The organism is Loktanella sp. M215 (genome assembly GCF_021735925.1).
Taxonomy (GTDB): Bacteria; Pseudomonadota; Alphaproteobacteria; order Rhodobacterales; family Rhodobacteraceae; genus Loktanella.
Window position 1 is genome coordinate 624,374 of sequence record NZ_WMEA01000001.1, and the last position, 16,166, is coordinate 640,539.

Annotated in this window: 12 protein-coding genes; 1 reads left to right on the forward strand and 11 read right to left on the reverse strand. The window is 65.4% G+C overall.

Going from position 1 to position 16,166, the window contains the following annotated elements; all coding sequences use genetic code 11:
- Window positions 1-3: 3 nt before the first annotated feature.
- The 10 genes from GLR48_RS03050 to GLR48_RS03095 form a co-directional block, all read right to left on the reverse strand.
- Complete coding sequence (locus GLR48_RS03050; RefSeq protein WP_237058542.1) at window positions 4-1,680, reverse strand: ABC transporter substrate-binding protein; 1,677 nt, start codon at window positions 1,678-1,680, stop codon at window positions 4-6.
- Between the two features lie 44 nt (window positions 1,681-1,724).
- Window positions 1,725-2,618, reverse strand: coding sequence for a proline iminopeptidase-family hydrolase (locus GLR48_RS03055; RefSeq protein WP_237058544.1), 894 nt, complete (start codon window positions 2,616-2,618; stop codon window positions 1,725-1,727).
- Window positions 2,619-2,923: 305 nt separating this feature from the next.
- Window positions 2,924-3,697: a molybdate ABC transporter substrate-binding protein gene (modA, locus tag GLR48_RS03060; RefSeq protein ID WP_442915826.1), complete on the reverse strand. Its 774-nt coding sequence runs from the start codon at window positions 3,695-3,697 to the stop codon at window positions 2,924-2,926.
- Window positions 3,698-4,030: 333 nt separating this feature from the next.
- Window positions 4,031-5,311, reverse strand: coding sequence for an MSMEG_0569 family flavin-dependent oxidoreductase (locus tag GLR48_RS03065; protein ID WP_237058546.1), 1,281 nt, complete (start codon window positions 5,309-5,311; stop codon window positions 4,031-4,033).
- Window positions 5,293-5,571 carry an MSMEG_0570 family nitrogen starvation response protein gene (locus GLR48_RS03070; protein ID WP_237058548.1) on the reverse strand — a complete coding sequence of 93 codons (279 nt, stop codon included), beginning with the start codon at window positions 5,569-5,571 and terminating at the stop codon, window positions 5,293-5,295. The genes GLR48_RS03065 and GLR48_RS03070 overlap by 19 nt, the downstream gene beginning before the upstream one ends.
- The gene (locus GLR48_RS03075) at window positions 5,564-6,538 is read right to left on the reverse strand and encodes a sll0787 family AIR synthase-like protein (protein ID WP_237058550.1); all 975 of its coding nucleotides are present in this window, start codon (window positions 6,536-6,538) and stop codon (window positions 5,564-5,566) included. Before GLR48_RS03075 ends, GLR48_RS03070 begins: the two co-directional genes overlap by 8 nt.
- Entirely contained in the window at window positions 6,535-7,077 is a 543-nt protein-coding gene (locus GLR48_RS03080) for an MSMEG_0567/Sll0786 family nitrogen starvation N-acetyltransferase (RefSeq protein ID WP_237058552.1), read from the reverse strand. The genes GLR48_RS03075 and GLR48_RS03080 overlap by 4 nt, the downstream gene beginning before the upstream one ends.
- Window positions 7,074-8,192, reverse strand: coding sequence for an MSMEG_0568 family radical SAM protein (locus tag GLR48_RS03085; protein ID WP_237058554.1), 1,119 nt, complete (start codon window positions 8,190-8,192; stop codon window positions 7,074-7,076). The genes GLR48_RS03080 and GLR48_RS03085 overlap by 4 nt, the downstream gene beginning before the upstream one ends.
- Before the next feature lies 1 nt (window position 8,193).
- A complete protein-coding gene (locus GLR48_RS03090; RefSeq protein ID WP_237058555.1) occupies window positions 8,194-9,159 on the reverse strand; it encodes a Nit6803 family nitrilase in 966 nt (321 codons plus the stop codon).
- A gap of 54 nt (window positions 9,160-9,213) precedes the next feature.
- A complete protein-coding gene (locus GLR48_RS03095; RefSeq protein ID WP_237058557.1) occupies window positions 9,214-9,696 on the reverse strand; it encodes an MSMEG_0572/Sll0783 family nitrogen starvation response protein in 483 nt (160 codons plus the stop codon).
- A 252-nt stretch (window positions 9,697-9,948) separates the two neighbouring features.
- Between GLR48_RS03095 and GLR48_RS03100 the strand changes: the two genes are divergently transcribed.
- Window positions 9,949-11,310, forward strand: a complete 1,362-nt coding sequence (locus tag GLR48_RS03100; protein ID WP_237058560.1) for an aminotransferase-like domain-containing protein — start codon at window positions 9,949-9,951, stop codon at window positions 11,308-11,310.
- A gap of 50 nt (window positions 11,311-11,360) precedes the next feature.
- Here the strand turns inward: GLR48_RS03100 and GLR48_RS03105 are convergent, their stop codons facing one another.
- The gene (locus GLR48_RS03105) at window positions 11,361-16,013 is read right to left on the reverse strand and encodes a DUF3320 domain-containing protein (RefSeq protein ID WP_237058562.1); all 4,653 of its coding nucleotides are present in this window, start codon (window positions 16,011-16,013) and stop codon (window positions 11,361-11,363) included.
- Window positions 16,014-16,166: the final 153 nt, after the last annotated feature.

A 16,166-nucleotide genomic window follows, 5' to 3' on the forward strand; every position in this document is an offset into this window, starting at 1 on the left:
GGCCTATTGGACCCAGGAATTGGCCATGACCCACTGGAACTGGTTCGAGAATTCGAAATTCCCGACCCGCTTTGACAGGAAGTCGACGTGCTTGGGCGTGAACAGCGGCGCCATCGGGGCCTTTTCCATGATCGCCTTGTCGATGGCCGCCCATTCGGTATTCGCAGCCTCCGGGTCGGTGACGGCCAGCTGCATCGCGGCCTGCATCCGGGCGTCGATGTCGGCGTCGCAGAAGCCCGCGATGTTGACCGACGAATCCGACCCCGGGTGGAACGAGGCGCAGGACAGAAGCACGTTCAGAAAGTTCGAGGCGGCCGGATAGTCCTGATACCACTGGCTGACCGAGATCTGCACGTTGTTGCTGGTGTTCTGGATATAGGTGAACTGGATATTGGCCGAGATCGCCTTGACCGAAGCGTTGTAGCCCAGATCGGTCAGCACCGATGCAATGTAGGTGCCGACATCGCGGCTGACGACGGAATCCTCGGTAATGACGGTGATATCCTGCCCCTTGGTGCCGGATTCATCGACCAGCGCCTGCGCCTTTTCCATATCGGGCGCGGACCAGACCGTGCCCGGGTCCTTGGTATACATGCAGGTATCCTCATGCCCCGGAAAGCCCGGCGGCAGGATCTGGCAGACGGGTTGAGCGAGGACCTGCCCCCCGAAGATGCCGACCAGCGCGGCGCGGTCGACCGCATAGTTCACCGCCTGCCGCACGCGCACATCGTCGAAGGGGGCAAGGTTCACGTTCATCGGCGCATACCAGAAGGCGGTCAGCGGATTGACGTGGACCTGATCGGCGTATTGCGTGCCGATTTCCGACAGGCGGTCGGACGGGGGCGGATCGAACATCCAGTCGGCCTGACCGTTCTGGACCGCCGTGACCTCGGCCTCGTCCGTCAGGCCGAAGCCGTATTCGATGCGGTCCACGAACCCGTCAGGCTGGGCCTGCTCGCTCCACTGGGTGAAGTTTGGATTGCGCACCATGACAAGGGCTTCGTTCGGATTGTAGCTGTCGAACATGTAGGGGCCGGTGCCAGGGATCGGTTCGACGCCCACGTCGGTCGTCGGCGCCTCTGCCGGAAGGATCGACGCATGGGGCACGGCGATCTTGAAGAAGAATTCCGGATCCGCTGCCGTCAGGTTGATCGTGACAGTGCCCGCTTCGGCATCGCCGATGACACCGCCTTCAAGCGTGCAGTCGGCGGGCGACGCGATGCAGGCCTCGGCCCCCACGATGCCGTTGTAGAACGTGCCGGACGTCGGGCTGGACACCTTGAAGATGCGCTGGAAGGACGCGACCACGTCGTCGACGCCCAGATCGCTGCCATCGGCGAACTTGATGCCATCGCGCAGCTTGAAGACATAGGTCTTGCCGTCGTTCGTGGCCTCCGGGATCGCCTCGGCCAGATCGGGGACCAGCACGGTGCCGTCGATGCCGTTGCCCTTCTGGAACGCAACAAGGCCGTCATAAACCGACTGGTACAGCTGCCAGTATTGCAGGGTGTAATTCACGTGCGGGTCGATGGTGCCGGCGGCGGCGCGGGCCACAAGCTTCAGCGTGCCGCCCTTGTGGGCGTCCATCAGGGACGCGCGGTCCTGTGCCGTGGCCAGCGCGGTCCCGGCCAGCAGCGCCAGACCGGACGCCAGCAGTGTCGTCTTTGGATGTCGTATCATTGGTATCCCCCAAGTCGAGTTCAGTCAGATGATGTGCGGGCCGTTCAGCGGCCCGTCTGGTTCAGGAAAGCGGCGACAACAGACAGGCAGGCGTCCTTCTCCTCGACATGCGGCATGTGGCTGCTGTCTTCAAAGATCTGCCAGCGCACGTCGGGAATGTTGTCCGCATAGGGCTGCACTGTGGCCGGCGTCGCCTCATCATGGCGACCGGAAATCAGAAACGTCGGCACGGCGATCCGGTGCAGCCTGTCGATGATCGTCCAGTTCTTGAGGGTGCCGATGACGTGAAATTCGCTGGGTCCATTCATCGTGTGATATACGGTCGGATCGGCGGCGATGGCATCGAAGGTCCGCACGACCTCTGGCGGCATCGGCTGCACGCGACAGACATGCTTGGCGTAGAAGACATCGGACGCCGCGACATAGGCGGGATCGTCGGTCGTGCCCGCTGCCTCATGGGACGTCAGCGCCTCGGCCACGTCGGCGGGCAGTGCGGCCTTCAGCTTGTTCGCCTCCTGCACCCAAAGCGCCATCGAAGCGGGCGAATCCGCGATCACGAGGGAGATCAGACCATCGGGCCGGCGCACGGCGAATTCGGCGCCCAGCATCCCGCCCCAGGACTGACCAAGGACGTGATACCCGTCCCGCACGCCCAGATGATCGATCAGGTTTTCCAGCTCTGCAATGAACAGGTCGACAGTCCAGAAGTCCGGCCCCTTGTCGCGCAGGTGGGTCGAACGTCCGTTCCCGATCTGGTCATACAGGATGACAGGCCGCCCGGTGTCTGCAATGTCGCCGAAGGCCAGAACGTAGTCATGGGTGCAGCCCGGACCGCCATGCAGGACGATCAACGGCGGCGTTTCCGAGTCCAGATCGCCCTTCACCTGATACCACGTCTCGTATTCCCCGAATGCCGCTGTGCCCGTGGTAATCTTCACCTGATATCCGCCTGTGATCGCTCTTTGGCGCAAGCATGCGCTTTAAAAAATCGAAGGCAATCGAACAGGTCAAAATGATCCGGAACTCTCCGTTTCAGGTAGCGCAGCGCTTAAAATTTAGGCACGCAAATAGATCAAGATAATCAATCGATACACCCATGTAGAACGCCTTTCGGCACCAGAACAGGCTGGACCGTTCGACCGATGTGCGTCGTATAGACGGTCGATCCAATGCCAAATTTGATCAAACGGTCCGAAGCATAAAAAGATGGGACCGTATGGCGTGATCAGTGCTCCGCACCCGCTCAGTCGGCAATGACCGTAAAGCCCTGCCTTTCAAAGGCCACCCGCGCAGAGTCGCTGCGCAGGAAGGCCAGAAAGTCGCCATTCAAGGGATTGTCACTCGCCGCCATGGCTGCCGCCGGATAGATGATCGGCGGGTGCGAGTCCTCTGGGAACGTGCCGACGACGCTGACCCGATCGTCGGCAGCGGCGTCGGTGGCATAAACGATACCCAAGGGCGCCTCTCCCGTCGACACAAAGGCGAGGGCCGCGCGGACGGTGTTGGCCTGCGCCACATCAGGCGCGACCTTGTCCCACACACCAAGGCTTGTCAGCGCCGCCTTGCCATAGACGCCCGCAGGCACAGCATCCACCAGCGCCATTGCCAGACGGCCGTCCCCCAGCAACCCTGCCAGATCGAAACCGGGTGTGATGGCGACCGGTGGCACATCCGTTCCGTGCGCAATCAGGACAAGGGTGTTGCCCAGCAGATCGAACCGCGTGCCTGCGGCCACAAGGCCACCTTCATCAAGCGCGTCCATCCAGTCGGGACTGGCAGAGATGAAGATATCGGCAGGCGCCCCCTGCTGGATCTGCCGTGCGAGTTCAGAGCTGCCGCCAAGCGAGACCACAGCAGTGTTGCCCGTCGCATTGGCCCACCGGGCTGCGACCTCGTCCATCGCGTTCTTCATGCTGGCTGCGGCAAAGACCGTGATGTCATCGGCCGAGGCCTGTATGGGGCAGGATGCCACTATCGCCGCCAAGACCACGGCAGCCATGGACAAGGACGGGGTCATCCGGAAAGGGCGTGTCACCGTGGCGGCTTCCATTGGCAGCGATAAGTTCAGCAAGAGATATCGCGTGTCGGTGTATCGGAACGCAAGCGTCATTTCTTTCCGGGCATATCGCCCAGCAGCGACTGGATCGCGCCGCTGGACCTGCGGCAGCGGCATCTGCAAGCGGCTTGCGTCGCCCGCACCACCCAGCTGACGCTTTCAAAAGCAAAAGTGTGCCTTGGCGCAGCACCACCCGTGGCCAAATAACCACCACATGCAATCCAGCGCAATACACGTGCCAAAGCACCCAGCAGATCGTTGCGGTCCGGATGCTTGGTCGCCCTGACGGGCCGGTCAGGCAGAATGACTCCGGACCGGTTCCGCGCCGCACCGTCCGGCAATCGCACGGGCCACATAGGCCGCATCTTCTGCCACGCCCAGAAAGCGACCGGACCCCCAGGTGTGCAGCCAGCCGAGGCCCAGAAAGTAGACCCCGTCCACCTCGCAAATCCCACGCTTGTGAACCGGCCGACCACGCGGGTCGAGGCAATCGACCTGCAGCCAATCGTAATTTGGCCGGAACCCGATACACCACAGGATCGAGGTGATCCCTTCGCCCGCTGCATCGATCTCCGTCACTTCGACGCCGGGCCGCCAGACCTTCTCGAACGGCGGCTCCACCGGCGCGTCGATCCCTTCCCGCGCGATATAGGCGTCGATCATCTGCCTGATGCTGACATAACTCTTGTCGGCGGCATCCAGATTGGCCTCCAGATCCGGCTGAAACCGGATCGTCGTGCCGTCCATATCCGCGACAGAGCCATACATCTGCAACCCGTCCAGCGCAAAGCGCCGCAGGTCGATTTCATGACCGCCGTCGCGGCCCGACATGTAGTGGTTGGTCTTCGCCTCGGTCGTCTTGGGGTCCGGTTGCTGCGCGATCGTCGTCTCGTAATACCCCAGCTGATGCAGCCAGTCGGTCGCGTCCCGCCCGCGATACCAGCGCGGGCTGCGCGGCGCGGGACCGACGGCCAAGCGCACGTCACGCCCGGCGATGGTCAGATCCTCCATCATCTGCACACCGGACTGGCCGGTGCCGACGACAAGGCAGGTGCCGTCCGGAATGTCCGACGGGCGGCGGTAGGATTTCGAATGGATCTGGGTGATCGCCGGGTCCAGCTTGTGGGCGAAGGGCGGCGTGATGGGTGTGTCATAACCACCGGATGCGATGATGACGTGATCGCAGGACCACAGGCCCTGATCGGTGTCGACCTCGAACCCCGCGCCCACCTTTTCGACGCGGATCACGGTGACGCCTTCGTGCAACGGCGCGTCGAAGCTCTCGCAGAACCCTTCCACGTATTCGACGATCTGATCCTTCAGCATGAACCCGGTGGGATCGTCGCCGCGATAGGGCCAGTCCGGCAGCTTGCATTGCCAGTTCGGCGTCACGAGGCAGAAGCTGTCCCAGCGGTCTGCCTTCCATGCATGGAACCGCTGGTGGCGTTCCAGCACCACGTGATCGACACCGGCCTGACACAGGTAATAGGACGCCGACATCCCCGCCTGCCCCGCCCCCACGATGACGGTCGTGACATGGGTGCGGGCGGCTGGTTTCAGTGGATGGACAGGCATGTGACGGTCTCCTCTGGGTCATAGCGGGCGACGGCAGCGGCGATCCTTGCCGCCTGCGCGTCGGCGGAGGTGCAGCGGAACCCGAATTTCGCCTCGACCCGCCGCGCGGCAAGGTCGAGTGCTGTGCGGGTGCGCACGTGGAAATCGTCGACGCGGTAGGCCTCGCCCGCCTTCAGATGATCGAAGATGACGGTGGAGGGCGAATAGCAGGACTCCTCTGTCCCGTCGGGCCAGCGGATGCGGAATGTGGCTTCAGGCATCGGCAGGCTCCTTCTGCGGGGCAAGGCCAAGATAGGGTTGCTTTCCATGGTCCCAGATCGTGTGCTGCATGCCCCCCTCGGTCAGCGTGACGGCACTGCAAGAGGTCACGGTGCCGATGATCCCAGCTCCGATATCGCGGTCGCGAAAGCGGCGCAGCACGGCGGCTGCGTTGTCCGGTGTCGCCGTCAGCAGAAAGCCGAAGCTGGGAAAGGCCGTCATCCAGCGGGTCAGGTCGCCGTCGGGCGGGGTGATCTGCGCGGGGTCGATGGCAATGCCCACACCGGAACATTCCGCCAGCATGACGGCCGTGCCCGCGATCCCGCCCTGACTGATATCCTTGCCCGCGGTGACAAGCCCGTCCTCTGCCAGCAACGGCAGAATTTCCATGTCACCGCGCAGGCGGGCGTGGGGCGCGTTCAGGAAGGCGGGAAAATTGCTGCTCTCGCCCGCATAGGCACCGCGCAGGTCGGCGCTTGCGATCAGAACATCGCCGGGCTTGGCATCGAAACTGGTGATCAGCGCGCGGGCCCGCCCCCAGATCGCGGCGGCAAGTTGCGGCTGCGCCGTGCGCAGGTTCGTATGACCGCCAACGATGGGGATACCGTAGGCTGCCGACGCCTCCTTCATACCGCGCAGGATCTCGGCGGCGGTCGCGGCGTCGGGGGCCCAGAGCGCGTTTGTGACAGCAGTGGGCCTGCCACCCATGGCAAGGATATCGCTCATGTTCACCATGACCGCGCACCAGCCCGCGAACCACGGGGCAGAGGCCACGAAGTCGTTCATGAACCCTTCGGTCGCCATCAGCTGCCAGCCGTCACCGTCGGGGATCGCGGCGGCGTCGTCGCCGGGGCGGCCGGGACTGTCCTGCGTCAGGCCCAGCGCCGCACAGGCCAGATCGATGTCGCGTTTGCCCGTCACATGGGGATGTGCGGCCAGACGCGCGGCAAGGGCGGCCACGTCGCTCATGCGGCGCGCCGGGTCAGCGCCATCCAGCCCCGCGCGGGGTCGATGACGGCGGGATAGGACGCAAGGTCCGCCTGCATCTTCATGTGCGGATGGCCATGCAGGTCCTGCTGGCCCAAGGGCTGCCAGTTCAGTTTCTCGAACAGGGCCACGTTCTGCATCTGGACATGGGCAAGGAATGTTTCACAACCCCGCGCATGGGCGGTGCCGACGGCCAGCCGGATCAGTTCCGCCCCCAGTCTGCCGACACGGCGGTAGGCCGGGGCGACGGCCAGACGCCCGCCCCACCAGACCCCGGGCGATTCCTCGTGGATGCGCACGGTGCCGACGACCTCGTCCGCCTCTGACGCCATGGTGGACAGGGCGACCAGCGGCAGCGCGGTGCGGTCGATGGCGTCGCGGTCATGATCCGTAAAGATGCCCTGTTCGGTCACGAAGGTGCGGTGCCGCAAGGACGCCGCCCCGCCAATCTCCCACGCCTGCGTCGCCTGCCGGATCAGAAACTCTGGCGTGACGAAGGCTTCGGGGCGTTCGATGATCATGACGCAGTCTCCAGCGCGGGTCGCTTGAACTTCTCGAAGGCCGACAGCGCCGAACAGGCCCCGCAGCGGCCGCAGCCCGCCTTGATATCCTCGGCCCGCATCCCCTGATCGACGATCATCTGCGACAGGGGGGACAGGACGCGGTGCATGAAGGCAGAGGTTGGCGCGGGGTGGCTTTCCAGCGGCGTGCCGGTGACGGGCACGAAGGGCACGACGAAGGGATAGACGCCGATCGCGGTCAGGCGCTTGCACATCGCAAGGATCGCCTCCTCGGTATCGCCAAGCCCCGCGAGGATGTAGGTCGAGACCTGCCCCCAGCCGAACACCTCGACCGCGGCACCGAAGCTGTCGAAGTATTTCTCCAACGACACCTGCGCCTTGCCCGGCATGATCTGCTGGCGCAGTTCCGGCGTCACGACTTCCAAATGCATGCCCAAGGTGTCGATGCCTGCATCCTTCATGCGGCGATGCCAGGCGTCGTCTTCGGGCGGTTCGCATTGCGCCTGCAGCGGCAGATCGACGGCGGCGCGGATCGCTACGGCACTCTCGGCCAGCACCTTCGCGCCCCGGTCCTTGCCCGCAGGCGTGCCGGTCGTCATGACCATGTGCTTGACCCCGTCCAGCAGGACGGCGGCACGGGCGACTTCGGCCAGTTGCGCGGGGCTTTTGTGGGCAATGGTGCGACCGGCGGCAAGGCTTTGGCCGATGGCGCAGAACTTGCAGGTTTTCTTGCGGCTTTCATAGCGGATGCAGGTCTGCAGCACGGTCGTCGCCAGCACGTCCTTGGCGTGCAGCTGCGCGATATGGCCGTAAGGCACGCCGTCGGCGGTGGACAGATCGAGGAACTTGGCCCGCTGCGGAAACTGCACGTCGGCAAAGAACGCACCATCTTTCATGACACGCGCATGACCCTCTGCATCGGGGGCCTCGACCAGATAGGGCGACTCGAACGCCGTCGCGGTGTGGACCGGGATCATGACCGTCAGGCCACCGATGGTGACCGCCTTGTGGTCCGTGGGCCCCGCCCCGCCCCGCCTGCTGTCGGCCCCCGCGCGCGGATCGACAAGGCGCATGCCGCGGGTCTGCAGGTCGTTGATGATGTCGCCGGTCTGCATGTCAGTCCTCCAAGGGGATCGGCTGGAATTCGGGGCCTGACGCGGTGGTGTGCCGCGCGGGCGTCAGGTCGGTGTTGTGGTTCAGCGACAGCAGTTCCGGCCGGGCATAGTGGCCGACGGAATCCATCATCCGCTTGCGTTTCGTTACCAGCGCCATGTCGAGGTCGCCGTAAAGGATGCCTTCGCCGCTGGTCAGCGGCGGCACGACGTGACGCCCTTCGGGTGTCACGATGCAGGTCATGCAACCGTCGCGCAGCGCCTTCTGCAGGGTCGTGTCGGGCGTGATGCTCTCGATCTGGTCATCCGTCAGCCAGCCGGTCGCATTGACGACAAAGCAGCCGGATTCCAACGCGTGATGCCGCATCGTGACCTCGATCTGTTCGGCAAAGATCGGCCCGACAAGGCTGCCGGGGAATTGCGCCACGTGAATTTCCTCGTGTTGGGTCATCAGCGCGTAGCGGGCCAGCGGGTTGTAGTGCTCCCAACAAGCCAATGCACCCACGCGCCCGACGCGGGTGCCCACAACCTTCAGCCCCGCGCCGTCGCCCTGACCCCAGACCATCCGCTCGTGGTAAGTCGGCGTGATCTTGCGGCGCTTCAGTAACAGCGTGCCGTCCGCGTCAAAGATCAGTTGCGCGTTATACAGCGATCCGTGGTCGCGTTCGTTCACGCCCAGCACGACGACAACGCCGTGGTGGGCACAGCGTTCGGCCACGCGGCGGGTGTCGTCTGACGGAACGGTGACGGCCTGTTCGTACAGGTGCAGATGCGGCTTGCCCTGCTGACACGGCGGCAGCACAAAGGAGAAGTAGGGATAGAACGGCACGAAGGTTTCGGGAAACACGATCAGGTCTGCACCGTTGCCCGCCGCCTCGTCGATGGCATCCAGCACGCGGGCCATGGTCTTCTCACGGCTGGTCAGATCGGGTGCGATCTGGACGGCGGCGGCCTTGACGATGCGGGACATGGGAACTCTCCGAAACGGGATGCCGGGGCCAGCACTGGCCCCGGCGGTGGGCGCCTACAGCGTCCAGGTGTCGATGATCACGGAATTATCGCGCACGTGCAGCAGCTTCAGATCCAGCACGTCCTGCGGGGCGATCGGGATGATGCCCGGCAGCAGCGCCGCCTCGCCGTGGCCATAAAGCGCCTGCAGCGCAAAGCGGCAGGCATAGATCTTGCTGCCCTCGGCCATGAATTTCTTGAGGTTGTCGGCAAAGTTCTGGTGCCCCGGAAAGGCCGCGTCGCCCAGCGTCGGAAACCCGCGCTGGATGCCCAGCGTGACGCCGGGGCCATAAAGCAGGATCGACGTCTCGAACCCCTTGCGGGCCAGACGGATCGCGTTGAGCATGTTGACCAGGCCGATGGACCCCTCGAAGGCGACGGTGTGGAAGGTGACCAGCGCCTTCTGGCCCGGTTCCGCCTTCACATCCTCAAAGACCTTGTCTTCGTAATCGACGAAGAAGTCGCCGTCCTTGTGCTTTTCCTGGGTGACTGCTGGCATCGTGAACGCTCCCTTGAGGTATCGGGCCGGTGGTGGCCGTGTGGTGTGGGATCACGATGGACCAAAGACCGAAATCCGATCAATAAATCTATCAATACTCCATACAATTTAGCGGCGCCGACGGCAGGAACCGCCAATAATTCGCCATATCCGCCCAATTCGGCATCGCAGCGCGAATGTGTTCCGCTGTTTTCAGGCCGTGATCCATACAATCTGCTTCAATGTCGCCGGAATCTGCGCCAGACAGATCGCATGAGAGACTGGAAACCGATTCTGCGCAGCGACGGTGCCGCCCGTTACCTGCAACTCGCCGATGCAATCGCCGCGGGCATTGCCGACGGCACCCTGCGCGACGGCGCTCGCCTGCCGCCGCAGCGCATTCTGGCAGAGCGTCTGGGCATCGACTTCACGACCGTGTCCCGCGGCTATGCCGAGGCGCGCGAGCGCGGGTTGACCGCCAGCCACGTCGGGCGCGGCACCTTCGTCATCGGGCGCAAGCCCGTCCCGCCGGAACAGGATCTGCGACGTCACGCCGACATCGACCTGACCATGAACCTGCCACCGGAAACAGACGATCCCGTCCTGCTGGGCCGGATGGAGGCGGGATTGCAAACCGTGTCCGCGAACCTGATCGACCTGCTGCGCTACCAATCCTCCACCGGCGGTCAGATCGACAAGGAGGCGGCGTCCACCTGGCTGTCGCTGCGCGGCCTCGTGCCGTCACTCGACCGGATCGCGGTGACGCCGGGCGCGCATCCGACGATCCTTGCCATCCTGATGCGCCTGACGACCCCCGGCGATATCGTGCTGTGCGAAGACATCACCTATGCGGGCGTCCGGGGTATTTGCGCGCGGCTGGGCCTGCGCCTGATCGGTCTGCCCGGCGACGCCGAAGGCATCGACGCCGAGGCCTTGGACCGGGCCATCGTTCAGCACCGGCCCAAGGCCCTTTACCTCAACCCGACGCTCAACAATCCCACGACCCGCACGATCACGCTGGACCGCAGACAGGCGATCGCCGACGTGATCCTCAAGCATCATCTGCCCCTGATCGAGGATGACGCCTATGGCTTCATCCCCGCGCATCCGCCCGCCCCGCTGGCCAGCTTCGCCCCCGATCTGGTCTGGCACATCGGCGGGCTGGCGAAATGCATCGGTGCCGGACTGCGGCTGGCCTATACCGTGGCCCCGGACAGCCACGCCGCCCGCGATCTGGCGCATCAACTCAAGGTCATCTCGGTCATGCCGTCACCGCTGATGATGGCGCTGGCCACCCGCTGGATCACCGATGGCACCGCCGACGGCATCCGCCGCTTCATCCGAGAGGAAACGCAGGCCAGGCAGGCAATCGCCGCTCAGGCGCTTGCCCCTTTCCGGTACGAATCGGCGCAGCATGCCTTCAACGTCTGGCTGCACCTGCCAGGTGGCGTGACCCGCGCGGACATCATCGGCCGCATGGCCGGGACCGGGATCGGGATGATGCCGTCGGACGCCTTCACCGTCGCGGGAGAGCCTGCCGAGTCCATCCGCGTCTGCCTCGGGGGCCGCATCACGCGCAGCCAGTTGCGCGATGCGATGGGACTGCTGGCCTACATGATGTCCACACCGATCTAAGCGGCAAGGACGGGCCGTCCCCCGCAGCAACCGCATCCGCGGGCCGCACCTCAACTGACCAAGGCGTCGGCAATCACCGCTGTCAGATCCTTGCCCACCCGTTGAAAGCCCAAGAGACGGGCGATGGCGCGGATCAGGTCGTCACCGGACACATCACCGTTTTCCAGTCGCACAAGGGCCGCAGCCGCCGCGATCTCGGCGGGGGAAATGAAGGCGGCCTTCAGCAGATGGCCCGTCTCGGCGGCGCGGTCGCGCACAGGGGGTGCGGCGGCTTGCGCCTGCGTCATCAGAAACGGGCCGTCCTGCGTCAGCATCGGATCCTGCCGCAGGGCCTGACGGACTGCCCCGCTGGTCGCCTCAACGATCCGGCTGCCGGCCTTGGCCTTGCCGAAGGCGGTCGTGATCCGGCGGGCCACCTCGTCGATGTGAATCGGCCCCTCGATCCCCACGATCTGCGACACAAGGTCCGCCAGTTGGCCGACCGGCGCCTCGTGCGGCTCGACGTTTGATCGCACGGACAGATCGGCCCGCACATAAACGGGCATCTTCAGGTCCAGATGACCGATGTCGATGGCCTCGGGCGCGGACGAGGCCGGCGCAGGGCCGCCGCCCGAGGCATTGGCGCCGCTCACCCTGATGCCGGTCTCAAGCTGGTCCCGCGCAAGCGCCAGCGCCGCCTTCAGCCGCGCGATCTCGCGCTTGCGGTGGTGGAACCAGTCCGTGCTCCAGATGCGGTGAAACTGCCAGCCAAGATTTTCAAGGATATCCTGCCGCAGCCGGTCCCGTTCTCGCGCCCAAAGCGCGCTGTGATAGGCGGCACCATCGCATTCGACGGCGACAAGGTATTGTCCCGGCCGGTCCGGGTGCCGCACACCGATGTCGATGCGAAAGCCGTCGCTGCCAACCTGCGCATCGGCCAGAAAGCCAAGCGACGTGATGACCGCGGCGACGTCCTCCTCGAACGGACTGTCCGCCTCTAGGCCAGTCGGCGTGCGCACATCCATGATTCCGGTCTTGGCATAGTCGAGAAACCGCTTCAGCACCCGTGGTCCGTCACGCTTGACCCGCGACGGGTCGATATCGCCGGGATCGAAAGACGCGAAAACCTCGCACCGCGCTCGCGCGCGCGAAAACAGGACGTTCAGCCGCCGCTCGCCGCCCTCGCCGTTCACGGGGCCAAAGCTCATGGCCGGCAACCGCCCGTTCGGCTCCTGCGGGCCGTAGCCCACCGAGATCAGGATCACGTCCCGCTCGTCGCCCTGCACATTCTCGATGTTCTTGACAAAGACGTCCTCGGATTTGCCTTCGCGCAGAAAGGCATCCAGCACCGGGTCGCGGCGGCGGTGCAGTTCCAGCACCTCGGTCAGCATATCGGCCTGTGCCTTGGAAAACGCCACGACCCCCAAGGACATGTCGGGCCAAGCGCGGGCATGCGCGGCCATCGCCGTGACGACCGCCTCGGCCTCGATCCGGTTGGTGCCCTGCCGCCCCAGACCACTGCCGCCGCGGGCATAGACGCCAGGCACCCGGCGGAATTTCAGGCCGTAATCGGGATCAAGCTGCAGGGGTGACGGCGGCAGCACCAGACCGTCGCCATAGAACTCTGCGTTCGACACGCGGATCAACGAGGGATCGCGCGACCGGTAATGCCATTCCAGCATCCGCTGACGCAGCCCCCGCGCCTCGCACAGCGACAGGATGCTTTCCATGTCGGCGGCGGTCGCCCCCACCGGGGCCTCGTCGTCCGCGTCGCTCTCCTCAATATCGTCGACCAGCCGGTCGAAAAAGGACGTGGGCGGCAACTGCTTCTGGTAGCCCACCACCACGATCTGCCGCGCGCGCGCGATGACGCCCAGTGCATCCTCCGGCCGGATCTGAGAGGCCTCGTCGATCACCAGCAGATCAAAGGTCACACCCCCCGGCGGCAGGAACTGCGCGACCGAAATCGGGCTCATCAGCATGACCGGCTTGATCCGCTGCACCATGGATCCTGCAGTCTTCATCACCCAGCGGATCGGCTTGTGACCCTTCTTGCGCCCGATCTCACCCCAGATCACGCCCATCTCGCCCACGGTGCCGCGCGGCATCTGGTCGAAGTGGCGCGACAAGATCAGCGTCTTGGCCGCCTCGATCCGGTCCTTTTCCAGATCGCGGAACAGGCTGACCAGATCGTGCCGGGCCAGTTGCGGCAACCGGTCAAGGTCGGGCCGGGCCAAACGGGCGGCGGTCCAGCGCGCCTCGGCGCAGGCATAGGCGAATTCCTCTGCGGCGCGCGCGGGGTCCACCCGCCCGTCCGACACCGCATCCACGATGCGGCCAGCCCCGGCCGCGACGGCCGCGCCGATGGCCCCCGCAAGGCTGGCCCATTCGCCATAGCGGGCCGTATCCGTCGCCATGTCCCCCAGAAGGGCGCGCACCTTTGACAGCGGTGCCGTATCCAGATCGGTGCCAAGTCCCGCCTGCGCCAGATCAAGCCGCAGGCGGGCCAGCGGCGCCGCGACACGGTCCCGGCACGTGGCAATCCGCGCCGTCAGGGCCGCGGCCTCTGTGCCCGGGTCAGGCAGGGGGTCCCGTGCCGCCACCAGCTGTGCAGCCGATGCAAACACCCCCGCCCGCCGGATGTCGGACAGCCAGCGCGCCACGCCCTGCACCTCGGCAAAGGGCGTGCGTTCGCCGCGCCATGCTGCGCCAAGGACGGATTGCAGCCAGCCCTCCTCCTCGGCCAGCCGCAGACGCAGGGCCTGCACCGCGGCCAGTTCATCGACCAATGCCACGCGCGCACCGGGGGCCTTGGGCAAGGCCCCTGTCAGAAGGCTCGCCAGTTCGGCCGAGGCGCGGCGATAGCCGCCAAAAAGACGCGCAAAGAACGATGCCTGCCCGCGCACCAGCGCCGTGCGCAACGCTGTCACGTCTGCCGTCCATGCGGGTGCTGCAAAGCGCGCCTGCGCGGCCCCATGCGCCGTGGCCCAGTCGGCCCCTGCGGCCAGACCCTCTGCCAGCCGCGGTTGCGCCGCATGATCGAACAGGACCGCAATCAGCGGCGCGGCACCCGGCGGTTGCGTCGCCAGCGACCGAAGCGCCGTGGTCAGGACTTCAGCCTCGGACAGGGACACCGGGGCCGGCGATCCAACGATCTGCGCAATGCGCCCCAGATCGGCCGCAAGCGCGTCGATCCCGGACAGCCCGGCCGCCAGTTCGGTGTCCAGCCGGGCCAGATCGGTCGGCTGCAGATCCAGCGCGCCGGTGCCGCGGAACGGATGATCCTCTGGCGGACCGACACGGCCCAGCGCCGCGACAAAGCCTGCGATGGCCCCGAGCGCGCGATCGCGCGCCGCACGGTCCAGTGTTGCCAGCCCGTCCAGCGGGACCGTGGGGGGCGGCGCACCCTTGCCGATATGGCCGACGATCTCTGACACGGCCCGGAACGGCGTGTCGCCCGTCGGCGGCAGCGGATCATGCAGCAAGGCCGTGATCTCGTTCAACTGATCGCGTGTGGCACGCAGGCGGGCGGGGTCCGCCGCGCCCGGCAGAGCCTTCGCACTGGCCATCAAGGTCCGGCCCAATTCCTGCGCCAGCGCCTTCTTGTTGGCGGTGCGGGAATGCAGTTCGAGGCAGATGTCCCGCAGTCCCGCGCGCACCAGCCGATCATGGACCACCGACAGCGCCGCCATCTTTTCGGCCACGAACAGCACCGACTTGCCGTCATGCGCGGCTGCCGCGATCAGGTTGGTGATCGTCTGGCTTTTCCCGGTGCCCGGCGGGCCCTGCACCACAAGGCTCGCGCCACGGCGCACTTCCTCAATCACCTTGGTCTGCGATGCGTCGGCGTCGATGACCTGTATGATCTGCGCGGGGTCCAGAAGATCGTCCAGCTTGTCCTCGGGGCCAGAGATCGGCGTATCCTCTTCGAACCCGTCGGCCAGAAGCCCGCGCAGCAAGTCACTGTCCGCAAAGGCATTGACCGGCCATGAGGCAGGGTCGAGGTCGCGGTGCATGAGAAGTTTCGCAAACGAGAAAAAGCCCAGTTGCATCCCGTTGCCGTCGATCGACCAACCGGGCTGGCCCGCCACGGCCTCCTGCACCTGCGCGAAATAATCGGACGGTGCCCAGTCCTCGGCCTCTTCAATGTCTGGCAACTGGATGCCGAAATCCTGCCGCAACCGTTCCTGCAAGGGCAGATTGGTCGACATGTCATCGTCACGGGCGATGATGTCGAACGTCGACGTGCGCGCGTTGCGGACCAACTGGACCGGCAGCAGCATCAGGGGCGCCTCGCGCTGCACCTCTGACGACGGGCTTTCGCGCCAGCGCAGGAACCCGATGGCCAGATACAGGATGTTCAGACCCTGCTCCTCTTCCGCCGTGCGCGCATCCGTCGCCAGACGCAGCAGGCGGCGGGCCAGGGCCTCGGGGCCCAGCGGCGTTTCAAGATTGCTGTCGGTCAGCCGGTCGGAATCCGCGGGCAGGTCAGCCTCCGGCAGGGCAAGCAGCATCTCCTGCCCGTCGCCAGCCTTGTCCTTGCCCATCGCCCTGAACCGCATCCTGCGGCCATGACTGCGCAGAATGTCAAAGACCGCATCGGCCTGTTCGTTGATGACGTTCAGGCAATTGGCGCGGGCATTGCCGCGGTTCACGTGAACCAGCCGGTTCCGCGTGCCCGTATCCAGAAGCCTGCGGCGCGCGGCGTCGAGCACTTTGGACACATTTTTCTCTTTAGTTTCAAACATCACATGCGTCCCGGTTGCGCCTTGGCGCATTTGGGCGCCAAGCGGCACCGGGTGTCAAGGTACGGCCTGCTGGCCAAGGCATCACCGACCTTGGGTTGATGTGATGGGGCGCGCAGTCGCGCAGCAGGC